The following is a 23,391-nucleotide window of genomic DNA, read 5'->3' on the forward strand; positions in this document are numbered from 1 at the left end:
TGCCGTGTCATGGACATTCTGCTCGTCGCCAGCGCGTTCAACAGCCTCTCCCAGCGCCTGTACGCCGAACTGTCGGACCACGGCCACCGCGTGGACGTCGTACTCGCCTCGCACGGCCCCGAACCGGTCCGGGCCGCCGTACGTGAGCTGCGGCCGGAACTGATCGTCGCGCCGATGCTCAAGACGGCCCTGCCCGAGGACGTGTGGCGGGAGCACACCTGCCTCATCGTGCACCCGGGACCGCCCGGTGACCGCGGCCCGTCCTCGCTGGACTGGGCCATCGCCGCACAGGCGCCCCGATGGGGCGTGACCGTGCTCCAGGCGGAGGCGGCGATGGACGCGGGCGCGATCTGGGCGGCCGAGCCGTTCCCCGTGCCGGCCGTCGGCAAGAGCGACCTCTACCGCAACGAGGCCTCCGACGCCGCCGTGACCGCCGTCCACACGGCCGTACGACGCTACGCCGAAGGCTCCCACAAGCCCCTCCCGCAGACCCACGAGTCGATCAGTGTCGTCTGGCGCGACCCCTTCCGGCAGGACCGGCGGCGCATCGACTGGCAGCGCGACGACACCGCGACCGTCCTGCGCAAGCTCCGCGGCGCCGACTCACAGCCAGGTGTCCTGGACGACGTCCTCGGCCGGGAGGTGTTCCTGCACGGCGGCCACCCCGAGGACCGGCTGCGCGGCCGAGCCGGCGAGCTGCTGGCACAGCGCGCGGGCGCCGTCTGCCGGGCCACCCGCGACGGCGCGGTCTGGATCCCCGAACTCCGCCCCCGCAAGAACTCCGGCGACCCCGCCCCCTTCCGGCGCCCGGCCGCGTCCGTCGTCGCCGCCTTCACGGGCGAGGGCACACCGCGCCTGCCCGAAGCCCCCGTCCCGTTCGAACTGCCCCCGGACCGGCGCACCTGGACCGACATCCGCTACCGGCAGCGCGCCGACGTCGGCTTCCTGTCCTTCTCGTTCCCCGGCGGCGCGATGAGCACCGACCAGTGCCGCCGGCTGCTCGCCGCCTACGAGTTCGCGCTCACCCGCCCCACCCGCGTCCTCGTGCTCGGCGGAACCCGCGACTTCTTCTCCAACGGCATCCACCTGAACGTCATCGAGGCGGCCCCCGACCCGGCCGAGGAGTCCTGGGCCAACCTCAACGCCATGGACGACCTCGTCGAGGCGGTGCTGCGCACCACCGACCGGCTGGTGGTGGCCGCGCTCGCCGGCAACGCGGCCGCCGGCGGCGCCATGCTCGCCCTCGCCGCCGACCAGGTCTGGTGCCGCACCGGCACCGTCCTCAACCCGCACTACCGGCGCATGGGCCTGTACGGCTCGGAGTTCTGGACGTACACCCTGCCCCGCCGCGTCGGCCCGGAGCACGCCCGCCGGCTGACCACCGACGCCCTGCCGGTCAGCGCGGCCGGCGCCCACCGGCTCGGACTCGCCGACCGGCTCGTACCGGCCGCGCCGCACGACTTCACGGCCGGCGTCGAGCGACTGGCGGCGGAACTCGCCACCGACCCGGACCTGGACCGGCACGTCGCCGCCAAGGGCGCGGCACGGGCGTCGGACGAACGCGAACGCCCGCTCGCCGCCCACCGGCACGACGAACTCGCCCGCATGCATGCCATCTTCTTCGACCCCCGCGCCCCCTACCACGCCCTGCGTTCGGCCTTCGTCCGCAAGACGCCGAGCGGCTCACCCCGGCCCCTCGCCGCACCCGCCGGGGACGTCCGATGAGGCCGCGGCTCCTGGTGGCCGGCGTCGGCAACATCTTCCTCGGCGACGACGCCTTCGGCCCCGAGGTGATCCGCGCCCTCGAATCCCGCCCGCTGCCGCCCGAGGTCCGGGTGCACGACTACGGCATCCGCGGCATGGACCTCGCCTACGCCCTGCTGGACGGCTGCGCCACCGCCGTCCTGGTCGACGCGGCCCCCCGCGGCCACCGCCCCGGCACCCTCTCCCTGATCGAAGCGGAACCGCCCGACGGCACCGTCCCGCCCGAGGCCCACGGCATGGACCCGGCGAAGGTACTGGCCCTGGCCGCGCACCTGGGCGACGAGCCCCTGCCCCGGGTGCTCGTCCTGGCCTGCGAGCCCCAAGCGCTGCCGAGCGGCGACGACGACCTCCTTCCGGACCTCAGCGCACCGGTGCGGGAAGCCGTCCACCGGGCCGTGGACGCGCTGCACGCGCTGGTCCCGGTCCTGCTCGCCGATCCCGCCGCTCCCGTACCTTCGTTGGGCCGCCCGATGGAATCCGGGACCCGGCACACGGCTGCGCTGCCCGGCACGGCGCCCGCCGGCGCCGAAGATCGGTGAGACCCCGGGCCGTACGCGACGCGGCCCGGGCTCCACCTCCACATCCGAGGAGCAGCGCCCATGTGCCGGTCCGACGTCAGACAGGCCGTCCTGGCGAAGAACGACGACCTCGCCGCGCACCTGCGCGGCGACCTCGCCCGGCAGGGCGTGAGCGTCGTCAACCTGCTGTCCAGCCCGGGCAGCGGCAAGACCGAACTCCTCGGCCGGGTCCTGGCCCAGGCGGTGGAGCGCGGCGTGCCGGTGGCCGCGCTGACCGCGGACCTGGCCACCGAGAACGACGCCGTCCGGCTGGCCCGCTCCGGCGCGCCCGTCCAGCAACTGCTCACCGACGGGCTCTGCCACCTGGAGGCCCGTCAGGTCCGCGCCCGGCTGGACGGCTGGCTGCCGCCGGACACCTCCGTGCTCTTCGTGGAGAACGTCGGCAACCTCGTCTGCCCGGCCGCCTACGACCTCGGCGAGACCCTGCGGATCGTGCTGATGGCCGTCACCGAGGGCGAGGACAAACCGCTGAAGTACCCCACCGCCTTCGGCTCCGCCCATCTGGTCGTCATCACCAAGACCGACCTGGCCGAACCGGCCGGCTTCGACGAGGCCGCCTTCCGGGCGAACGTGCACCAGGTCAACCCGGGCGTGGAGATCGTACGGTCCTGCGCCCGCACCGGCGTCGGCGTCGGCACCCTTCTCGACCGCGCCCTCGCCGCGCGGGACGGAGCCCCGCCGCACCGGCCGCCCCTCGCCCCGCGTCCGCACGGCCATCACCACCCCGAGTCCGCCCCCGTCGCATGACCGCCCCCGCCACCGGCCTCGTCCGCCGCAGACTCACCGTGCGCGGCACCGTCCAGGGCGTCGGCTTCCGCCCGCACGTGCACCGCCTGGCCGCCGGTCTCTCCCTCGCCGGATTCGTCGGCAACACCGGTGACGGCGTGGTCATCGAGGTCGAGGGGCCGGCGCGCGAGGTGGACCGCTTCTGCGACCGGCTCGCCCGCGAAACACCGCCCCTGGCCGCCGTCACCGGCATCGCCGGGGAAGACCTGCCCCCCACGGGCGACCCCGGCCCCTTCACCATCCGCACCACCGAGCGGGCCACCGGGCGCACCCAGCTGCCGCCCGACACCGCGACCTGCGCCGACTGCCTGCGCGAACTGTCCGACCCGGCCGACCGCCGCCACCGGCACCCCTTCGTCACCTGCACCCACTGCGGCCCCCGCTTCACCATCGCCACCGGCATGCCGTACGACCGCGCGGCCACGACCATGGCCGCCTTCCCGATGTGCCCCGCCTGCGCCCGGGAGTACGGCGATCCGGCCGACCGGCGCTTCCACGCCCAGCCCGTCGCCTGCCCCGACTGCGGCCCGAGGCTCCGCCTCGCCACGGCCGACGGCACCGGTGTCCGCCCGGCCCGCGACGCGGCCGCCCTCGCGGCCGCCCGGGCCCTGCTCGCCGCCGGACGGATCGTCGCCGTCAAAGGCGTCGGCGGCTACCACCTGGCCTGCGACGCGACGAACACCCGGGCCGTCACCACCCTGCGCGGCCGCAAGGAGCGGGGCGGCAAGGCCTTCGCGGTGATGTGCGCGGACCTGCCCACGGCCGAGCGGATCGCGGTCCTCACCGACGCCGAGCGGGCCGCTCTCACCAGCGCCCGCCGCCCCATCGTCCTGCTGCGCCGCCGCGCACCGGAGTCCGGCCCTCCACTCGCCGCCCAGGTCTGCCCGGGCAGCCCGCACGTCGGCGTCATGCTGCCCTACACCCCCCTGCACACCCTCCTCCTCGGGCTGCCCGGCGATCCGCCCGGCCCCCGGGTACTGGTCATGACGAGCGGCAACCGCTCCGGCGAGCCCATCGTCACCGACGACGCCGAGGCGCTCGCCCGGCTGGCCGGCCTGGCGGACGCCTGGCTCAGCCACGACCGGCCCATCGCCTCGCCCTGCGACGACTCCCTGCTCCGGGTCCGCCCCGACGGCACCGAACAGGTACTGCGCCGCTCCCGCGGATACGTCCCCCGCCCCCTGCGTCTGCCGATCCCGGTACGGCCCACGCTCGCGGTCGGCGGCGACCTCAAGAACGTCCCCTGCCTGGGCGAGGGCGACCACGCCTGGTTCGGACCGCACATCGGCGACATGGGCGACCTGGCCACCCTGGAAGCCGCCGACCGCGCCGAGCGGCACCTCACGCGCCTCACCGGAGTCACCCCACGGCTGGTGGCCGCCGACCGGCACCCCGGCTACCACTCGACCGCCCGGGCGCGCCGCCGCGCCTCCCGGCTCGGCCCGCGACCCCCCGTCCTGGTCCAGCACCACCACGCCCACATCGCCGCCGCGATGGCCGAGCACGGCCTCGACGGCACCACGCCCGTGATCGGCGTCGCCTTCGACGGCACCGGGTACGGCGACGACGGCACCGTGTGGGGCGGCGAGATCCTGCTCGCCGACTACACCGGCTACCGGCGGTTCGCCCACCTGACCCCCGCCCCGCTCCCCGGCGGCGACGCCGGGGTGGCCAACCCCTGCCGGCTGGCACTGGCCCGGCTCTGGGCCGCGGGGCTGGCGTGGGAACCGCAGCTGCCGAGCGTCGTCGCCAGCTCGGACACCGAACGCGCGGTACTGCGTCGGCAGCTGGAGCGGCAGGTGGCCTGCGTTCCGACGTCCAGCATGGGGCGGCTCTTCGACGCGGTGTCGTCCCTCGTGGGCATCTGCCATCGCGCGGGACACGAGGCACAGGCCGCGATGGAGCTGGAGGCGGCGGCGACCGAGGCCAGGGACGCGGATGCGGTGGCGTACCCCTTCGGTCTCAGCGGGGGCGGCAGCCTCGCGTGCAGCCCCGAGCCGATGCTGACGGCACTGCTCGCGGACCAGCGCCGGCACACCCCCGCCCCCGTACTCGCGGCCCGCTTCCACCGCGGCGTCGCACGGGCCGTCGCCGAGATCTGCCGACGTGCCCGCGCGGCCGGCGGCCTGACGACCGTCGCCCTCACCGGGGGCGTCTTCGCCAACGCCCTGTTGGAGGGGGAGTGCGCCGCGCTGCTCGCCGCGGACGGGTTCACGGTGCTGCGGCACCACGAAGTCCCGCCGAACGACGGCGGGCTGGCGCTCGGCCAGCTGATGGTCGCGGGAACAGCAACCAACCACGAGACGGAGTGACCCATGTGTCTGGCAGTGCCCGGCAAGGTCGTGTCCATCGACCATCGTGCCGACCCCCTGACCGGGCTGATCGACTTCGGCGGGGTGCAGAAGCAGGCGTGTCTGGAATACCTGCCCGACGTGCGGGTGGGGGAGTACGTGATCGTCCATGTCGGGTTCGCGCTGCAGCGCCTGGACGAGGAGTCGGCCCGGGCCTCCCTGGAGCTGTTCGAACAACTGGGGCTGCTCGAGGAGGAGTTCGGCGACGCCTGGGAGCAGGCGGCACGGCAGGAGAGCGGGAGTGAGGCCCGGTGAAGTACATCGACGAGTTCAACGACCCGGACCTGGCGCGCCGGCTGCTGGACGAGATCCGCGCCACGGTCACCCGGCCCTGGGCCCTGATGGAGGTGTGCGGCGGCCAGACCCACTCCATCATCCGCCACGGCATCGACCAACTCCTGCCGGAACAGGTCGAGTTGATTCACGGGCCCGGCTGTCCGGTGTGCGTCACGCCCCTCGACGTCATCGACCAGGCCCTGGAGATCGCCGCCCGGCCGGGCGTGATCTTCTGCTCCTTCGGGGACATGCTCCGCGTGCCCGGCAGCGACCGGGACCTGTTCCGGGTCAAGGGCGAGGGCGGTGACGTACGGGTCGTGTACTCACCGCTCGACGCCCTGGACCTCGCCCGCAGGAACCCGGACCGCCAGGTGGTGTTCTTCGCCATCGGCTTCGAGACGACCGCCCCCGCCAACGCCATGGCGGTGCACCAGGCCCGCCGCCTCGGCCTGGACAACTTCAGCCTGCTGGTCTCCCACGTCCGGGTCCCTCCGGCGATCGAGGCCATCATGACGGCCCCCAGCTGCCGGGTGCAGGGCTTCCTCGCCGCCGGGCACGTGTGCAGCGTGATGGGCACCGCCGAGTACCCGGACCTGGCCGAGAAGCACCGCGTGCCGATCGTGGTGACCGGCTTCGAGCCGCTGGACATCCTCGAGGGCATCCGCCGCGCCGTCCACCAGCTGGAACGCGGCGAGCACCGGGTGGAGAACGCCTACGCGCGTGCCGTACGCGACCAGGGCAACCCGGCCGCCGTACGCATGATCGAGGAGGTGTTCGAGGTCGCCGACCGCAATTGGCGCGGCATCGGGCGGATCCCGGCCAGCGGCTGGCGCCTGACCGACGCCTTCCGCGCCTACGACGCCGAGCACCGCTTCGACGTCACCGGCATCCGTACCGAGGAACCCGCCGTGTGCCGGGCCGGCGAGGTCCTGCAGGGGCTGATCAAGCCGACCCAGTGCGAGGCGTTCGGCAAGGCCTGCACCCCGCGCACCCCGCTCGGCGCCACCATGGTCTCCAGCGAGGGGGCCTGCGCGGCCTACTACCTGTACCGCCGGATGAACGCCGCCCCGGCACAGCAGGGATCCCGCATCCCGCAGGAGGAGATGAACCCCGTTGGCTGACCTCGCCACCGAAGTCACCGCAGACACCGAAGTGACCGGAGTCACCCAAGTCACCGGAGTCACCGCAGACACCGAAGCCGCCGTGCCCGCCGCGACGGTCGTCGACCCCGCCGGCTGGAGCTGCCCCGTGCCCCTGCGCGACCAGCCGGTCGTCGTCATGGGCCACGGCGGAGGCGGCGCCCTGTCCGCCGAACTGATCGAGCAGGTCTTCGCCCCCGCCTACGGCAACCCCACCCTGGCCGCCCTCACCGACTCGGCCGTCCTCGAGCTGGGCGGCGCACGCCTCGCCTTCTCCACCGACTCCTACGTCGTACGGCCGCTGTTCTTCCCCGGCGGCAGCCTCGGCGACCTCGCCGTCAACGGCACCGTCAACGACCTGGCGATGAGCGGCGCACGGCCCGCGTTCCTGTCCACCGCCTTCATCCTGGAGGAGGGCGTGGAACTGGCCGTCGTCGAGCGCGTCGCGCGTGCCGTCGGTGCGGCGGCCGAGGCGGCGGGTGTCACGGTCGCCACCGGTGACACCAAGGTCGTGGAGTCCGGGCACGGCGACGGCGTCTACGTCACCACCGCCGGCGTCGGCCTCGTACCCGACGGAGTCGACATCCGCCCGCAGCGCGCCCGGCCGGGCGACGCCGTCATCGTCAGCGGTCCCATCGGCCTGCACGGCGTGGCCATCATGAGCGTGCGGGAGGGCCTGGAGTTCGGGATCGAGATCGCCTCCGACACCGCGCCCCTGGCGGACCTGGTCGCCACCATGCTGGCGGTCACCAAGGACATCCACGTCCTGCGCGACCCCACCCGCGGCGGCCTCGGCGCGTCCCTCAACGAGATCGCCCGCGCCTCCGGCACCGGAGTGCGGCTGCGCGAGCGTGCCGTCCCCGTCCCGGACGAGGTCGCGAACGCCTGCGGCTTCCTCGGCCTGGACCCGCTGTACGTGGCCAACGAGGGCCGTCTCGTCGCCTTCGTGCCCCCCGAGCACGCCGAGGCCGTCCTCGCGGCGATGCGCGCGCACCCCCAGGGTGCAGGCGCCGCCCTCGTCGGGGAGTGCGTGGCGGACCACCCGGGCATGGTCGTCGTCGCCACCGGCCTCGGCGGCACCCGGGTGGTGGACCTGCCCCTCGGGGAGCAGCTGCCCCGCATCTGCTGAACCCCCCGGTCCGGCCCCCCGGCCCCGACTCAGGTCGGGGCCGGGACCGGCTCGACCCCCGTGATCTCCAACTCCCGTCCGCTGCGCAGCTCCTGCGAGGGCCGGTCGCAGCGCGGGCACCAGAAGAACGGCGGCATGCCGACCGTGAACTCCTCGGCACACCCACCGCACCAGGCCCGCGCGGTGACCTGCTCCACGACCAGCCGCGCCCCGGCGAGCGCCGTGCCGTCGCGCGCCACCTCGAAGGCGAAGTGCAGCGCGTCGGGCACGACGCCGGCCAGCTCGCCGACCCGGACGGTCACCGACGACACACCGTCCGCGCCGTCCGAGCGGGCGATCTCCTGCGCCTGTTCCACGATCGCGGTCGCGATCGACAGTTCGTGCACGGCGGCCCTCAGGGGTAGCGGCGGTTCGCGCGGAGGCCACCGGTCATCCGGTAGATCCTCACCTCGCGGACCATGCCGGGCAGTTCCTTGACGAACAGAGCCAGCAGCAGACCGCCCACCAGGCCGGCCTGTGCGATCAGCACCTGACGTCCGGACAACGCCGACCTCGCCGTGCTCTTTGTTCGGCAGCGCTTCATCGCGGTCACTCTTTGCCCTCTCATCCCGGTGAGATGTTCGGCATGGCGTCCAGCAGGGCGTCGTGCCGCTTCCAGTGGATCCCGGTGGAGCGACGGGCGTCGGAGGTGCCGTCCTCATGGAATCCGGTCTGATGGTGGTGCGGGCCCCTGTTGCCCTGGTGCAGCCCGCGTACGTGCGCGGGGGTGTCGGGCCTCGCCTGGGGGCGGCCCACTCGGATGGTGCCCATGATCGATCTCCTTCCAGGTCCTCACGACCGCTCGGTGAGCTGCGCGAAGAACCGTTCCACGGCCGGCCACACCCGACCGCCACCGGACAGGCCCCGCCACTCGCGGCGGACCAGGGCGACCATCCGGTAGCAGTCGTCGACCGGCACGATCCAGTGTTCGTCGAGGCCGCGCACGGTGTTCACCAGCAGCGCCTCCACCCCGGGTGCCATGCCGGCGAGCTGCGGAAACGTGGTGGTCAGCCGCTGCCAGGCCGCCGCGTCCACCTCCCACCGCATCGCCCCGGCCGGACTCGGGCCCTGTGCGGTGACCGTGCCGTCGTCGTGCGGCACGAAGAACACCAGTCCCACCGGCACGCCCAGCACCCCGGTGTCCACGGACGGCAGCCGCACCCGGCGCCGGGGCACGAGCCGGTACCGGCCCCGGCCCGCCCCGTCCTCGGCGAACAGCACCGAGCACGGCCCGCACACGCACCGCACCTCCGCGGCCCCGGTCTCGTACAGGTGCGGGTGGTCGCCCGGCACGTGGGCGGCGCACAGCTCGCAGCGTTCGGCCTCGGCCGCCGCCGCCCGGTCGGCGGCCGAGCGGATCACCCGGGCCAGCGCTCCGTCCACGGTCACCGTGCCTCCTGCGGCCGCGGCGCGGCCCGGCGCGTGAGCGTGGTCAGGGGCACGAACGCCGGAGCCGCCCGTCGTTCGTCGGCGCCCGACACCGTCTCCACCGCCGTCAGCTCCGGCGCGGCGGCCAGCACCGCGGCCCGCACCGCCTCGACGACGTCGGCGGTGCCGCCGCCGCATCCGCCGCCGCAGCCGCCGCCCGTGCTCAGCCGCACCCGGCCCACCTGCCCGTCCACGCCCGCCCACGCCAGATCGCCGCCGCGTTCGCGCACCGCGGGCCGCAGCCGCTCGACCGCACGGGCGGCCCGCCGCTCCGCGGGCTCGGGATGGATGGCGTGCAGCACCAGCAGGTGCCCGAGCAGCTCGTCCTCGACGAGGCGTTCCCGCTGCGGCGCGTCGGTGCCGTCCAGTACCCGGGCGAGCGCCTCGCCGTAGACCTCGGTCAGCAGGGTCACCGCCTCCAGCGCCGGGCCGCGGACCGGCTCCAGCTCGGCCAGCACCGTGTCGAGCCGGGCGAGCCGTGCCTCCACGGCCGGGTCCGGGAGCCGTACGGCGGTGTCAGCCATGGCTCGCTCCGTACGTCGGCGAGTGCACCGTGGTCAGTGTCTTGCCCTTGCCCATGTACATGTGGACCCCGCACGGCAGACACGGGTCGAAGCTGCGGACGGTGCGCATGATGTCGACGCCCTTGAAGTCGTCGGGCCCGTTCTCCTCGAAGATCGGCTGTCCCTGGACGGCGTCCTCGTACGGGCCGGGGGTGCCGTAGATGTCGCGGGGGCTGGCGTTCCACGGGGTGGGCGGGTACGGGTGGTAGTTGGCGATCTTCTTGTCCCGGATCACCAGGTGGTGGGAGAGCACACCGCGCACCGCCTCGTGGAAGCCGCAGCCGATCGCCTCGTCCGGCACCTCGAAGTTCTCGAAGACCTTGGTGTCCCCGTCGCGGAGCATGCCCATCGCCTCCTCCAGGAACTGCAGGGCCATGGCAGCGGCATAGGCGACGAAGTACGGGCGGGCACGGTCCCGCTCGATGGTGTTGCTCCACTTCGGGATGTGCCACTCCAGCGTGGTCTCCGGCAGCGACTCGCCTTTGGGCAGGGAGATGCGCACGCTGTTGCCGGTGGCCTTCACGTACGGCGTGTCGACCAGGCCGCTCAGCGCGGTCGACCACAGCCGGGCGAGCGGGCCGCCGCCGGTGTCCAGCGCCAGATGCTGGCCGGACTCCGGGTGGTACCAGCGCGGGCTCATCACCCAGCTGTAGTTGCCGTCGAAGTCCCGCTTCTGCGGCACCGGGACGGTCGTCTGGTTCCACGGGTGCCGCATGTCGACCGGGTTGCCGAGCGGGTCGTGGGTGACGAAGGGCTGCTCGTTGACCCAGTCCTCGTAGAAGGAGCTGCCCAGCATGATGCGCAGGCCGAGGTTGATGTCGATGAGGTCGTTGGTGACCAGCTTGCCGTCCACGATGATGCCCGGGGTGACGTACATCGCCTTGCCCCACCGGTTCATGTTCTCGTAGCGGTAGTCGACCACGTCCGGGTTCTGCCAGGCGCCCCAGCAGCCCAGCAGGATGCGGCGCTTGCCGACCTCCTCGTAGCCCGGCAGGGCCTCGTAGAAGAAGTCGAAGACGTCGTCGTTCATCGCCACCGCCTTCTTCACGAAGTCGATGACGCGCATCAGCCGGGCGAGGTAGTCGGTGAAGGTGTTCGGCTGCGGCATCGTGCCGACGCCTCCCGGGTACAGCGTGGACGGGTGGACGTGCCGCCCCTCCATCAGGCAGAACATCTCCCGGGTGACCCGGCTGACCTTCAGCGCCTCCTTGTAGACCTCGCCCTCGAAGGGGTTGAAGGCCTTCATGATGTCGGCGATGGTCCGGTAGCCGTGGATGTCCCCCCGGGGCGCGGCGGTGCGTTCGGCGCGGGCCAGGACGGCGGGGTTGGTCGCCTTGACCATCGCCTCGCAGAAGTCCACGAACACCAGGTTGTCCTGGAAGATCGTGTGGTCGAACATGTACTCGGCGGCCTCACCGAGGTTGGTGATGTGCTCGGCCAGCTTCGGTGGCTTGACGCCGTAGGCCATCTGCTGGGCGTAGTTGGAGCAGGTGGTGTGGTTGTCGCCGCAGATCCCGCAGATGCGGGAGGTGATGAAGCCGGCGTCGCGCGGGTCCTTGCCCTTCATGAAGACCGAGTAGCCGCGGAAGAGCGACGAGGTGCTGTGGCACTCGACGACTTCCTGGTTGGCGAAGTCGATCTTGGTGTAGATGCCCAGGTTGCCGATGATCCGGGTGATCGGATCCCAGGACATGTCGACGATCTGGGCGGGCTTGCGTCCCGCGGTCCGGGACTCTGTGGTGGTCATGTGCGGTGGTGCCCTCGCTGTTCGGGTCGAGCGGTCTGTCGGGGAGGCGGGAAGGACGGCGTCACGCACGCCAGCGCGGGTCGTAACCGCTGGTCAGCTTGCGCTTGTTGTGGCGCCACTTCGGTTCGTGGTTCACCATGTCGTTGGTCATCCCGCGCAGCCGGCGCATGACGGCGCCGTACGGCTTGATGACCATGGACGACAGCGTGCCGCCGGGCGGCTCGTCCATGAACGGCATGAACGCGTCGGGGAAGCCGGGCATCGTGCAGCCGATGCAGATGCCGCCCACGTTGGGGCAGCCGCCGATCCCGGCCATCCAGCCCCGCTTGGGCACGTTGCAGTTCACGACCGGCCCCCAACATCCGGTCTTCACCAGGCACTTGGGCGAGTTGTAGTCGAGGCCGAAGTCGGCCTGCTCGTAGTACGAGCCCCGGTCGCAGCCCTCGTGCACGGTCTTCCCGAACAGCCACTGCGGGCGCAGCATGTGGTCCAGGGGCGGCGCGGGAGCGGCTCCGGCCGCGTGCTGGAGCACCCAGATCAGGGTCTCCATGAAGTTCTCCGGCTGGATGGGACAGCCGGGCACGTTGACCACGGGCAGCCCGGCCTGCGACGTGAAGTCCCAGCCGAGATAGTCCGCGAGCCCCATGCAGCCGGTCGGGTTGCCGGCCATCGCGTGGATGCCGCCGTACGTCGCGCAGGTTCCGGCCGCCACCACCGCCCAGGCCTTCGGCGCGAGTTGGTCGATCCACCAGTTCAGGGGCTGCGGCTCACCGGTGTCCGGGTCGTTGCCGAACGACGTCCAGTAGCCGTCGCCCTCGATGATGTTCTGGTTCGGGATCGAACCCTCGATGACGAGGATGAACGGGCTCAGCTCGCCACGGGCGGCCGCCCGGTACGGCGCCAGGAAGTCCTCGCCGCCCAGGCTCGGCGACAGCACCTTGTTGACGAGGTTCACCTTGGGCAGGCCCGGGATGAGGCCGAGCACCACGTCCTCGATGGAGGGCTGGTCCGCGGCGGTCAGCGAGACGGTGTCACCGTCACAGCTCATGCCTTCCGAGATCCAGAGGATGTGGATCTCGTCGAACCCCTTCCGCGCCTCGGCCCTGCTGGGCTCGCCGCGGACCTCGGTCGTACCGCTCTGTGTCGTCATGTCTGCGGCCTCCGTTGCAGCCGGTCTCGGAGTCGGTGGTGGGCTGCGGCCGACGGGGCCGCGTTCCGGTGGTCGTGCGCCGGCACCTCAGCAGCGTCCATCGAACCGTCCCTCCTCCGGCCGGTCGGCCGGGCGGGCGGGCCGCGGGGACTGCGGCCGGGGTGGCTGGACCGGACCCGGCGCGACCGCGCTTGCGAGCGGTTCGACCTCGTCGGGCCGGAAGTAGTGGAAGCGGCCGTACCAGCCGTGCAGTTCGGCCGCGGGGTCGTCGTCCACGGTGACGGCCAGGTGCACGCTGCCGTCCACGTCGTGGAAGACCGCGGCGACCTGTGCGGTCCGCCCGTCCAGGAACATGTCCTGGGCGTCGGCGCCCCGGCCGCGCGGACGCAGCCGGACCCGGCTGCCGCCGCCGACGCGCGCCCCGCCCACGAGCACCGTGTCGGTCGCCGGCGACAGTCCGTCGTCACCGCCCTCCTGCCACCAGGCGGGCCGCTCCGCGGCCGGCGTCCGCGCGGGGGTCAGGGAGCGGATGGTGCCGTGCAGCCGGGCGAACACCTCCGGGGGCATGGTGTCCACCCGGTCGAGGATCTGCGCGGCCCGCGGATCGGTGGCCCGCGCCTCGGCCTTCTCCTCGTCGGTCAGAAGCATCGTGCGCAGCGTCAGGATCTCGTCGATCTCGGCCGCGTCGTGCAGGTCGCCGGGGCTCTCCGGCGCCACCTGCGGATGATCCGGGAGGATGATCGGGGCGGAGAGCACGACGCCGCCGGTTCCGCTCTCCTGGGCGGCCCCGCCGAGTACGGGGAACGTGAAGGCGTTGCGGCAGCCGCGCACCTGCTCCGCGTACGCCGCGGGCGGATCGATCAGCGACACGAACTCCACGCCGTCCCCGCCGACCAGGGTGTGCGTGGCGATCAGTGCCTGCCGCAGCGCCTCACCGCGAGGTGCCGTGGGGTCCGCCGCGTCCCCGGAGTTCTCGGTGCGCACCCTCAGTCGGTACAGGTCCGGTGCGAGCGGCTCGGCCGTCACGGTCGTGCCGGCCCGCACCTCCCGGCGCCGCCGTACCGTCCGCCCCGCCCCCGACGGCAAGGGCGCGTACTCCGTGCCGGCGGGCGCTCCGACCGCGAAGGCACGTCCGCCCCGCAGCAATTCCGCCAGTGGCACCGTCAGCTCGGTCTCGCACGGCACCGCTTCCTCGAACGACAGATGGGTGACGCCGTCGTCCGTCCGCAGGGACTCGACCGGGCGGTGCCCCCCGCTCCCGTCGGCCGCCTCCACCTGCTTGTCCTGCATCTGCAGGTACCGCACCCGCACGCGTACGACCGCGTCGTCGCGCCGGACGCGCAGCAGACACTCCGTCCGCTGGTACCACGAGTCCGCCGAGCCGGAGATCCCGGGCGTGACCGGCTCGTCCCGCTCCACCCAGTTCCGGGGCAGCAGCACCCCGAACTGCCAGCGGACCCGGTTCTTCGGCGAGGACCGGCGATACGGATAGAGCAGGTAGCCCTCGTACAGTACGGCGTCCGCGACGGAACTCACCTGCGCGAAGCCGCCCTCGGGCGGCCCGTGCGCCGCGTCGGCCTCGTCCAGCACGGCAGCGCTCGCCGTGCCTGTCCCGCCGGCTCCGTCCGCCATGCCGCCGCCTCCTCGCCATCGGTGCACCGGGGCATCCCTTCCACCACGGTCACACCCCTCACGGACCCTCGCCCCTCCGGCGCATCGGCATTGCGCCGGTCAGGGGAACGGGGCGGGAGAGGGAGGTCCTGCCGGCCCGTGCTCCAGCCCGGCGGACGCGGTCCGTACGGCGTGCGCTCACTGCCCGGTCCTGGCCCGGGCCCGGGCCCATGCAGCGGGCGGCTGTGGGGCCGTGGGCGGGGGACCGGGGGTCCGGAGGCGGAGATTGGGGGATCGAGGGACCGGAGGACCGGAGTCGGAGAACGGGGGACCGGGGGTCGGGGGACCACAGGGCCGGGGGGACCGGGGGATCCGGAGTCGGGAGGCCGGGGGCCGGGGCCTAGGGCCTGGGGAACCGGAGGACCCGGAGTCGGGGAACCGGAGGACCCGGAGTCGGGGGACCGCTGGGCCGGGGGACCGGTGGATCCGGCGTCGGGGAACCGGAGGAACAGGGAACCGGAGGACCCGGAGACGGGGAACCGGAGGACCCGAAGTCGGGGAACCGGAGGGCCCGGAGTCGGAGGATCGGAGGACCGGTGGGACGGAAGCCGCCCCGGCGACGGGCGTGGGGGCGTGCCGGACCAAGCCCTGGAGAAGGCCGCCGCTCTCCTCGTGCGGGTCGTGGGGGGCGCGCGAGGTCGAGGCGGCAACGCACACCTCCCGTGCGACGGGATTCCGGTCGTCGGCCGGAGCCCGGGCTCAGTGGTGCAGCAGGTAGCGGGTGACCAGGGAACGGGCCCTGTCCGCTCCGATGCCCAGGGCACGCCCGAGACCTTCCCACCGCCGGTCGGTCTCCTCCTCGATCATGCAGGCCGCCTCCCGGCCGACACGGCTGGTCAGGCGGTCCAGCGCGGCCACGGCCCGCAGCGCGGCGGCCGGCGCGTCGTCGGCGAGCGCCAAGAGCCTGTCCTCGAGGTCGTCCATCAGCCCGGTCAGCTCGTCCGGCAGCGGCACCGTCCTGCGCTCGACCGCGCGGATGTGCTCGGCCCAGTCCTGGCGCGGACCCGAGACGTCCAGTTTCTCCAGGCCGTCCTCACCCAGCTCCGGCCAGGGGATCGGGACGCTCGGGCCGCGCCATCCGCATGCGCACGAGGCCCGGACCGCGTCCGCCCTCGGCCGGTTCGTCCTGCCGTCGTACGCCCACCACTCACACGTCTCGTGCAGGGTGGCACCGCTGCCGCCGTCGACATACGCGGGCTTCGGCTCGCTGCCGTCGGCCAGCACGGCCCCCACGATGCCCTCGTGGGACTCCCCGAACTCCTCATCCGTCCACCCCACGGCCGCCTCCCTCCCCCTCGCCGGTGCCTGCCATCGTCCCAGCCGGGGCGGCCGCCGGTGAGCGACTTCGCACAGGACGGCTTGTTCACGATCGTCCGCCCCGCCCGCCCTGGCCGCTCTGCCCGGCTCTCCCGCCTTGCCTGTCCCGGCCGCCCCCCCCCCGCGCCCGTGCGCCGTGCATGGCTCGTCCGTGTTCAAATCTCGACGAACGAACCGGTGTTCGGTCCTCTGTCGGGTGCGGCCGCGCGCCCGTAAACTGCGGGTCCGCAGTCAAGGGGGCGCGGTCGGTGGGGGGAGCCATCATGTCCGGAGGTCCGTACGGTCCGAGCCAGGGATTCACGGGGCCGCCGCTGCCGCCCATGCCGTCGAGCCCACCGCCCGCCCCGCCGGACGCCCTGCGGGCCGTCGCGGTCGCGCTGCTGAACCTGAGCGGTCTGGGCCTCGGGTACGCGCTCGTACGGCGCCGGCTGCCGATGGCCGCCTGCTGGGTGGCGACCGGCGTCCTGCTGTTCGTGGCGCTGCCCGCCGATGCCGACGGCGTGCCCGGGATCGCGGTCGCGGTCTACGGCGTCCTCCTGCTGCTGGCGGCCGTCCACGGCGGGCTCCTCGGCCTGCGCACCCGGCTGACCCGGCCGGGCAACGCACCCCTCGCGGCGCTGCTGGGCGTGCTGCTGCTCGCCGTACCGGCCGGTGGCGCGCTCTGGTACGAGGACGCCCACGACGAAGCCGTGGAGCAGGCGCTCCTGGACCGTCTGGACAAGGCCGACCAGCTGGTCGCGAAGGCCGGCCGGCGGTCGTTCACCGCCGCGTCCGCGGACTACCGGACGGCCCTGGAGTCCTACCGCGACCTCGCGGTGCACCACTCCGGCTCCCGTGCGGCCCGCCGGCTCCCCGACAGTCTGCGGACCTACTACGCGACGGTCGCCGCGGCCTACGGCCACCAGGACTACTGCGAGGCGGTGCAACCGCTCAAGTACCTGCGCTCGGTGCCCCGCACCATGCCCAGGGAGCAGCTCGGTTCGCTGGCGCGGTGGCCCGACGACCGGCTCGCGACCTCGCTGTACGAGTGCGGGTCGCAGAGCCTCGGGACCGGCGAGGCGGACTGGGTCACGCGCTTCGGCGACCTGCTGGACACCTTCCCGAGATCCGGAGCGGCGACCAAGGTGGGGCCCGCCGTCGACTCGGCGGTGAAGAAGGCGCAGAAGGCCGTCGGCGGGGACGAACCCTGCGCGGCCGTCGAGCGGTTGCGCGACCTGAACACCCGGATCGGCGACCTGTCGAGGTCGGCGGGCGACACGGTCGGCGGGCTGACCAAGGCCGCCGGACGCGCGCAGAGGAGTGGCGACGCGGGGCAGTACGCATGCGGCGTCGACCAGTACGAGGACGGCGACTTCGACGCGGCGCAGAAGACCATGGAGCAGTTCGTCTCGGACAACAAGCACAGCGGGAACCGGGAACGCGCCAAGAAGATCGCCATAGCCGCCGAGGTCGCCCAGACGCTCCCGGCGGCCGGCAAGAAGCTGCCCACCACCGCCTCCGGCGGCAGCATCTCCGTCACCGTCAAGAACGACAGCCCGGACGCCATCACCGTGCTCTACACCGGCCCGGTCACCGGCAGCTTCACCCTCAAGGGCTGCGGCGGCTGCACGTCGTACTCGCTCGCCAGCACCCTGCGCATCGGCTTCAAGCCGTGCCAGGACAGCGGCAAGAACTACCCGCAGCGCACCATCGACCTCCCGGTCGGCACCACGTACTTCGTGCACAAGTCGCACCGCACCAGCGCCGCCACCCCGGCCTCGGACACCGCCAGGCTCCGGTCCGGCTACCTCTACACGGAGTGCGCCTACACGACCCAGACCCTGGGCTCCGGTTCCTGAGCGGCAGCCGGGCCCGCTCGTCGGTTCCACCGGTCGACGGGGTCTCGTTACCATCGGCGGATGGCACGCAGCGAGAAGAAGGCACGACGTCTCGTGGTCGAGGGGGACACCTTCCTCTGGTCGTTGAGGCACGCCCACCGTCCCCTGGACGACGGCTCGCGCCAGGTCTGCCGCGAGACCCTCGTCATCCGGCCGTCCGAAGCGAGGGGGCGGCTTCGCATCGTGTTCGAGGGGGGTCCCGGCAGACTGGTCCCGGGCGAGTACCTCATGCCGTCCGGGGCCGTCGGCACGGACCTCACCAGGACTGTGAACCTGCACGAGCCGGGCACGGTCAGGGCCCTGCTCGATGCGGCCCTGAACCGGGGCTGGCGTCCCGACGATCCCGTGACGGCGGACATCGACGGCTGGAGCGTCTTCGACGAGGTGGCCACGCGCCGCGGAGCGGGTCCGGCCGACTGAGCCGCCGGCGCCGCGGACGCGTCTTCGCCGGAGAGCGCCCGGCCTTCCGCGTGCGCTGCCGCGCCGCTCGTCAGGGGCTCTCGTCCCGGGGCGGGCGGAAGCAGGCGGTGACGGTCTTGCCGCGGGGGCACGGCCGGGCCTCCCACTCGTCGGCCAGGGCGTCGACGAGCAGCATGCCCCGCCCGCCGAGGCGTTCGGTGCTGGGCGGGCGGGGCGTCGGCAGTTCGCTGGAGCTGTCGTGCACGGCGATGTGCAGGCAGCGGTTGTCCCAGGTCAGTATCAGCTGCGCGTTGCTGTGCGCGTGGGTATGCGCGTTGGTGACCAGCTCTGAGACGGTCAGCAGGACGGCGTCCACCGTCTCGGGGGCGCTGGTCGTCCACCCCAGGGACTCCAGGTGCTCGCGCGCCCAATCCCGTGCCGCTTTCAACTCGCTGTTCAGTGGCAGTGAGCGCGCCCAGCCCACTGCTCGGAGCGACGATCCGTCCACCGCTAGACCTTCCTGATCCGATCCGATCCGGCCTGACCGTGTCCGGGTACCCAGGGTCACCGGTGACAACGGAACCGCCGTCGGCCGGAACCCCCGCGTGGGTAGAGTCCGGGGCATGCACCCGGTCGAACGGTCCGGCGCACGCCTGGAACTGCGCGATCTGACCATCGATGACGTCGACGCGGTGTTCGCCCTCTACGGCAGCCCGGAGGCGACGGAGCATCTCTCGTTCGAGCCCCGCTCGCGCGAGCAGGTCGCTCAGCTCGTGGCGCGTTCGATCGCGGCAGCGACGGACACCCCCCGCACCGAGTACGGACGCCTGGGGCGTGGGCTACGGCCTGGAAACCGTACGTCTCCTGCTGGGGTTGGGCTTCGAGCGCCTGGACCTGCACCGCGTCTGGGGGGCTCGTTCCCCGCTCGACGAGGCGTCGGCGAGGACCATGGCGGCAGCGGGGACGACCGAGGAGGGCACGATCCGCGAGCACGTCCACAAGGCCGGCCGGCTCCCCCAACGGCCGGTCGGGCCGGCTCCCTTGCCCTGCGAGCGGCACCTTTGTCCTGCCAGTGGAAAAAGTCTGCGGTAATGCGTGCACGACTTCTTCCCAGGTTCGGCGGCCGCTGCTACGTTCCCTTCGAAAGCCGACACTGGTGGCCGAAATTGGCGGGGAGGGGCACGTGAGACGCATGACGGCACGACCGGCGAACGCGCACCAGGCCCGGCTGCTGAAGCTGCTGCGTGACGGCGGCCCCAACTCCCGTGCCCAGTTGGGCGATCAGGTCGATCTCTCGCGGTCCAAGCTGGCCGTGGAGGTGGACCGCCTGCTGGAGACGGGACTGGTGGTGGCCGACGGACTCGCCGCCTCGCGCGGCGGCCGCCGCTCCCACAACGTCCGGCTCAACCCGGAGTTGCGGTTCCTCGGCGTCGACATCGGCGCGACCTCGGTCGACGTCGCCGTCACCAACGCCGAACTGGAGATCCTCGGCCATCTCAACCAGCCGATGGACGTCCGTGAGGGCCCGGTCCCGGTCTTCGAACAAGTCCTGGACATGGCCGGGAAGTTGAGGGCCACCGGGCTGGCCGAGGGCTTCGACGGCGCCGGTATCGGCGTGCCCGGACCGGTGCGCTTCCCCGAGGGCGTACCGGTCGCTCCGCCGATCATGCCGGGCTGGGACGGCTTCCCCGTAAGGGAGGCCCTCAGTCAGGAACTCGGCTGCCCGGTCATGGTCGACAACGACGTGAACCTGATGGCGATGGGGGAGCAGCATGCCGGAGTCGCCCGGACCACGGCGGACTTCCTGTGCGTCAAGATCGGCACCGGAATCGGCTGCGGCATCGTCGTCGGCGGCCGGGTCCACCGCGGTACCACCGGCAGCGCCGGGGACATCGGCCACATCCAGGCCGTACCCGACGGCCGCCCCTGCGCCTGCGGCAACCGGGGCTGTCTGGAGGCCCACTTCAGCGGTGCGGCCCTGGCCCGGGACGCGGTCCAGGCGGCCGGGCAGGGCCTGTCCACCGAACTCGCGGCCCGGCTGGCGGCGAACGGCACCCTCACCGCCGTAGACGTCGCCGCCGCTGCCGCGGCGGGCGACGCCACCGCACTCGAGCTGATCCGCGAGGGCGGCACCCGCGTGGGCCAGGTCATCGCCGGACTCGTGTCCTTCTTCAATCCCGGCCTGGTGGTGATCGGCGGTGGGGTGACCGGACTCGGCCACACCCTGCTCGCCGCGATCCGCACCCAGGTCTACCGCCAGTCGCTGCCCCTGGCGACCGGCAACCTGCCCATCGTCCTGGGGGAGTTGGGCCCCACCGCCGGTGTGACCGGCGCGGCCCGGCTGATCAGCGACCACCTCTTCTCACCCGCGTAAGCCCCGGCCGGCTCGAGCGGCCGTCCCGTTCCACCCGTGCGAGCCCCGACCGGCTCGATCGGCCCTCCTGTTACACCCGTGCAAGCCCCGGTTCAGCGCAAGCGACCTCCGCTCACCACGCCCACTGACTCGTGTAACACCGCGCCTTGCCCGTACGGTGCTCGACCCTGCCCTGCCCTGCCCTCCCACGCCACGGCGCCCAGCCGTAGGCGCGGCACGCCCTGACACCGGCCCGCACGTCCGCCGAGGGGAACCCACATGGCATCAGAACCATCCCTGCTCAGCATGTCCGGGATCACCAAGTCGTTCCCCGGCGTCCGTGCCCTGGACGGCGTCGACCTCGACGTCCAGGCCGGTGAAGTGCACTGCCTGCTCGGCCAGAACGGCGCGGGCAAGTCCACCCTGATCAAGGTGCTGGCCGGCGCCCACCAGCCGGACGGCGGAACCATCCGCTGGCGCGGCGAGCCGGTCACCCTGCGCTCCCCGATCGCCGCCATGCGCCTCGGCATCGCCACCATCTACCAGGAACTCGACCTGGTGGAACACCTGTCGGTGGCGGAGAACGTCCATCTGGGCCACGAGCCGACGACCGCCGGATTCGTCGTCCGCGGCAAGGTGGCGCGTACGGCGACGGCCGGGCTGCTCAGGCGGCTCGGGCATCCGGAGATCGATCCCGCCCGGCTGGTCGGGGAGTTGCCGGCGGCCCAGCAGCAGATCGTCTCGATGGCCCGGGCGCTCTCGCACGACGTCCGGCTCATCGTGATGGACGAGCCGTCGGCGGCGCTCGACCCCGACGAGGTCGACAACCTCTTCCGGATCGTCGGTGACCTCACGGCCGACGGTGTCGCCGTCGTCTACATCTCGCACCGGCTGGAGGAGATCCGCCGCATCGGCGACCGGGTGACCGTGCTCAAGGACGGGCGGGCGGTGGCCGGGGGACTGCCCGCCAAGACCACCCCGACCCGGGACGTCGTCGCCCTCATGACCGGCCGCGACGTCGAGTACGTCTTCCCGGAGCGGCCCGCCCGGGCACCCGTCGCGGAGCCGGTCCTGCGGGTGCGGGGCCTGGCCCGCGACGGCGAGTTCGCCCCGCTCGACCTGGACCTGCGGCCGGGGGAGATCGTCGGCCTCGCCGGACTGGTCGGCTCCGGACGCTCGGAGATCCTGGAGACGGTCTACGGCGCGCGCAAGCCCACCGCAGGGCAGGTCCTCATGGACGGGCGGCCGTTGCGAGCCGGCAGTGTCCGCTCGGCCGTACGCGCCGGACTGGGGCTCGCGCCCGAGGAGCGCAAGGCACAGGCACTGCTGATGCTGGAGTCCGTCACCCGGAACGTCTCCGTCTCCGCCCTGTCCCGCTTCGCCCGGGCCGGCTGGATCGACCGGCGCGCCGAGCGGGGCGCCGCACGGGCCGCGACCCGTGAGCTGTCGCTGCGGCCCGACAACCCGGAGGTGCCCGTGCGCACCCTGTCCGGCGGCAACCAGCAGAAGGCCGTCCTCGCCCGCTGGCTGCTGCGCGGCTGCCGGGTGCTGCTGCTCGACGAGCCCACCCGCGGCGTCGACGTCGGCGCCCGCGCCGAACTGTACGCGGTGGTCCGCCGCCTGGCGGACCAGGGCCTCGCCGTGCTCCTCGTCTCCAGCGAGGTGCCCGAGGTGCTGGGTCTCGCCGATCGCGTGCTGGTGCTCCGTGAGGGCCGGGTCGTGCACACGGCACCGGCCCGGGAGCTGGATGAACACCGTGTCCTCGACCTCGTCATGGAAGGAAGTCCGGCGTCATGACGCAGCCCGTCTCCCCGCCCCGGGACACCGTCGGCAAGACCCCGCCGGCCGGCCGGCTCCCCGCCTGGCGCGGCCTGCTGGCCCGCGCCGACGTCCGCACCCTCTCGCTGCTCGGGGTGCTCGCCGTACTCGTCGTCATCGGCGGCGCCACCAAGCCGGACGAGTTCCTCGACACCCGCAACCTCCAACTCGTGCTCACCCAGGCGTCGGTGATCGGCGTGGTCACCGTCGGCATGACCTTCGTCATCACCTCGGGCGGCATCGACCTCTCCGTCGGCGCCGTCGTCGCCCTCTCCTCCGTCTGGGCGACCACCGTGGCCACGCAGGAATACGGCTTCGCGGGCATCCTCTTCACCGCGATGGTCGTCGGCCTCGGCTGCGGACTGGTCAACGGACTGCTCGTCGCCTACGGCGGGGTGGTCCCCTTCATCGCCACCCTCGCCATGCTGGCCTCGGCCCGAGGGCTCGCCCTGCAGATCACCGACGGCAGGACCCAGATCGTCACCGTCGACGGCATCCTGAAGCTGGGCGAGCGCGACTCCTATGTGCTGGGCGTCCCGCCGCTCGTCCTGGTGTTCGCGATCGTGACGATCGCCGGCTGGCTCCTGCTCAACCGGACCACCTTCGGCCGGCGCACCGTCGCCGTCGGCGGCAACGCCGAGGCCGCCCGGCTCGCGGGCATCGACGTCCGCCGCCAGCGGCTCTGTCTGTACCTGCTGTCCGGGCTGTGCTGCGGCATCGCCGCCTTCCTGCTCGTCGTGCTCGCCGGCTCCGGCCAGAACACCAACGGCAACCTGTACGAACTCGACGCCATCGCGGCCGCGATCATCGGCGGCACCCTGCTCAGCGGGGGCCGCGGCACCATCACCGGCTCCGTGCTGGGCGTGCTGATCTTCACGACGATCACCAACATCTTCGCCCTGAACAACCTCCAGAGCGACGTCCAGCAGATCGCCAAGGGCGCGATCATCGTCGCCGCCGTCCTGGTCCAGCGCCGCACCGCGAGCACGACCTGAGGAAAGGGTTC

Annotated in this window: 22 protein-coding genes; 12 read left to right on the plus strand and 10 right to left on the minus strand. The window is 73.0% G+C overall.

Annotated features, from left to right (window positions below):
- Positions 1-9: 9 nt before the first annotated feature.
- The 7 genes from ACZ5CW_RS27365 to hypE all read left to right on the plus strand — a co-directional run bounded on the left by ACZ5CW_RS27365 (position 10) and on the right by hypE (position 8,023).
- The gene (locus ACZ5CW_RS27365) at positions 10-1,725 is read left to right on the plus strand and encodes a hydrogenase maturation protein (protein WP_468605832.1); all 1,716 of its coding nucleotides are present in this window, start codon (positions 10-12) and stop codon (positions 1,723-1,725) included.
- Entirely contained in the window at positions 1,722-2,303 is a 582-nt protein-coding gene (locus tag ACZ5CW_RS27370; RefSeq protein WP_468605834.1) for a hydrogenase maturation protease, read from the plus strand. Before ACZ5CW_RS27365 ends, ACZ5CW_RS27370 begins: the two co-directional genes overlap by 4 nt.
- 60 nt (positions 2,304-2,363) lie before the next feature.
- Entirely contained in the window at positions 2,364-3,089 is a 726-nt protein-coding gene (gene hypB, locus ACZ5CW_RS27375) for a hydrogenase nickel incorporation protein HypB (RefSeq protein WP_468605836.1), read from the plus strand.
- Positions 3,086-5,440 carry a carbamoyltransferase HypF gene (gene hypF, locus ACZ5CW_RS27380; protein ID WP_468605838.1) on the plus strand — a complete coding sequence of 785 codons (2,355 nt, stop codon included), beginning with the start codon at positions 3,086-3,088 and terminating at the stop codon, positions 5,438-5,440. The genes hypB and hypF overlap by 4 nt, the downstream gene beginning before the upstream one ends.
- A 3-nt stretch (positions 5,441-5,443) precedes the next feature.
- A complete protein-coding gene (locus tag ACZ5CW_RS27385; RefSeq protein ID WP_468605840.1) occupies positions 5,444-5,734 on the plus strand; it encodes a HypC/HybG/HupF family hydrogenase formation chaperone in 291 nt (96 codons plus the stop codon).
- Positions 5,731-6,876, plus strand: a complete 1,146-nt coding sequence (gene hypD, locus ACZ5CW_RS27390; RefSeq protein ID WP_468605842.1) for a hydrogenase formation protein HypD — start codon at positions 5,731-5,733, stop codon at positions 6,874-6,876. The genes ACZ5CW_RS27385 and hypD overlap by 4 nt, the downstream gene beginning before the upstream one ends.
- A 157-nt stretch (positions 6,877-7,033) precedes the next feature.
- Positions 7,034-8,023, plus strand: coding sequence for a hydrogenase expression/formation protein HypE (hypE, locus tag ACZ5CW_RS27395; protein ID WP_468605961.1), 990 nt, complete (start codon positions 7,034-7,036; stop codon positions 8,021-8,023).
- 29 nt (positions 8,024-8,052) lie between these two features.
- On the opposite strand, the gene hypA is transcribed toward hypE, so the two are convergent.
- From hypA to ACZ5CW_RS27440, 9 genes are all read right to left on the minus strand, one after another.
- Positions 8,053-8,409, minus strand: coding sequence for a hydrogenase maturation nickel metallochaperone HypA (gene hypA, locus ACZ5CW_RS27400; RefSeq protein ID WP_468605844.1), 357 nt, complete (start codon positions 8,407-8,409; stop codon positions 8,053-8,055).
- Positions 8,410-8,417: 8 nt separating this feature from the next.
- Positions 8,418-8,567: a hypothetical protein gene (locus ACZ5CW_RS27405; RefSeq protein WP_468605846.1), complete on the minus strand. Its 150-nt coding sequence runs from the start codon at positions 8,565-8,567 to the stop codon at positions 8,418-8,420.
- 59 nt (positions 8,568-8,626) lie between these two features.
- Positions 8,627-8,833 carry a hypothetical protein gene (locus tag ACZ5CW_RS27410; protein WP_468605848.1) on the minus strand — a complete coding sequence of 69 codons (207 nt, stop codon included), beginning with the start codon at positions 8,831-8,833 and terminating at the stop codon, positions 8,627-8,629.
- Positions 8,834-8,854: 21 nt separating this feature from the next.
- A complete protein-coding gene (locus ACZ5CW_RS27415; RefSeq protein ID WP_468605850.1) occupies positions 8,855-9,451 on the minus strand; it encodes a DUF5947 family protein in 597 nt (198 codons plus the stop codon).
- Positions 9,448-10,014 carry a NifU family protein gene (locus ACZ5CW_RS27420; protein ID WP_468605852.1) on the minus strand — a complete coding sequence of 189 codons (567 nt, stop codon included), beginning with the start codon at positions 10,012-10,014 and terminating at the stop codon, positions 9,448-9,450. The genes ACZ5CW_RS27415 and ACZ5CW_RS27420 overlap by 4 nt, the downstream gene beginning before the upstream one ends.
- Positions 10,007-11,800, minus strand: a complete 1,794-nt coding sequence (locus ACZ5CW_RS27425; protein ID WP_468605854.1) for a nickel-dependent hydrogenase large subunit — start codon at positions 11,798-11,800, stop codon at positions 10,007-10,009. The genes ACZ5CW_RS27420 and ACZ5CW_RS27425 overlap by 8 nt, the downstream gene beginning before the upstream one ends.
- Before the next feature lie 61 nt (positions 11,801-11,861).
- The gene (locus ACZ5CW_RS27430; RefSeq protein ID WP_468605856.1) at positions 11,862-12,950 is read right to left on the minus strand and encodes an NADH-quinone oxidoreductase subunit B family protein; all 1,089 of its coding nucleotides are present in this window, start codon (positions 12,948-12,950) and stop codon (positions 11,862-11,864) included.
- A gap of 87 nt (positions 12,951-13,037) precedes the next feature.
- A complete protein-coding gene (locus ACZ5CW_RS27435; RefSeq protein WP_468605858.1) occupies positions 13,038-14,582 on the minus strand; it encodes a hypothetical protein in 1,545 nt (514 codons plus the stop codon).
- 738 nt (positions 14,583-15,320) lie between these two features.
- A complete protein-coding gene (locus tag ACZ5CW_RS27440; RefSeq protein WP_468605860.1) occupies positions 15,321-15,899 on the minus strand; it encodes a hypothetical protein in 579 nt (192 codons plus the stop codon).
- A gap of 302 nt (positions 15,900-16,201) precedes the next feature.
- Between ACZ5CW_RS27440 and ACZ5CW_RS27445 the strand changes: the two genes are divergently transcribed.
- Together ACZ5CW_RS27445 and ACZ5CW_RS27450 are read left to right on the plus strand one after the other, a co-directional pair.
- Entirely contained in the window at positions 16,202-17,776 is a 1,575-nt protein-coding gene (locus ACZ5CW_RS27445) for a hypothetical protein (protein WP_468605862.1), read from the plus strand.
- A 60-nt stretch (positions 17,777-17,836) separates the two neighbouring features.
- Entirely contained in the window at positions 17,837-18,235 is a 399-nt protein-coding gene (locus ACZ5CW_RS27450; RefSeq protein WP_468605864.1) for a hypothetical protein, read from the plus strand.
- 70 nt (positions 18,236-18,305) lie between these two features.
- Here ACZ5CW_RS27450 and ACZ5CW_RS27455 read toward each other — a convergent pair whose 3' ends face one another.
- Positions 18,306-18,722 (minus strand): ATP-binding protein, encoded by a 417-nt coding sequence (locus ACZ5CW_RS27455; protein WP_468605866.1) that lies wholly within the window; start codon positions 18,720-18,722, stop codon positions 18,306-18,308.
- A 684-nt stretch (positions 18,723-19,406) separates the two neighbouring features.
- Between ACZ5CW_RS27455 and ACZ5CW_RS27460 the strand changes: the two genes are divergently transcribed.
- The 3 genes from ACZ5CW_RS27460 (at position 19,407) to ACZ5CW_RS27470 (ending at position 23,380) form a co-directional block, all read left to right on the plus strand.
- Complete coding sequence (locus ACZ5CW_RS27460; protein WP_468605868.1) at positions 19,407-20,588, plus strand: ROK family transcriptional regulator; 1,182 nt, start codon at positions 19,407-19,409, stop codon at positions 20,586-20,588.
- Positions 20,589-20,846: 258 nt separating this feature from the next.
- Positions 20,847-22,364 carry a sugar ABC transporter ATP-binding protein gene (locus ACZ5CW_RS27465; protein WP_468605870.1) on the plus strand — a complete coding sequence of 506 codons (1,518 nt, stop codon included), beginning with the start codon at positions 20,847-20,849 and terminating at the stop codon, positions 22,362-22,364.
- Positions 22,361-23,380: an ABC transporter permease gene (locus tag ACZ5CW_RS27470; RefSeq protein ID WP_468605872.1), complete on the plus strand. Its 1,020-nt coding sequence runs from the start codon at positions 22,361-22,363 to the stop codon at positions 23,378-23,380. Before ACZ5CW_RS27465 ends, ACZ5CW_RS27470 begins: the two co-directional genes overlap by 4 nt.
- Positions 23,381-23,391 lie beyond the last annotated feature (11 nt).

It is taken from the genome of Streptomyces sp. NPDC031379, assembly GCF_055569615.1.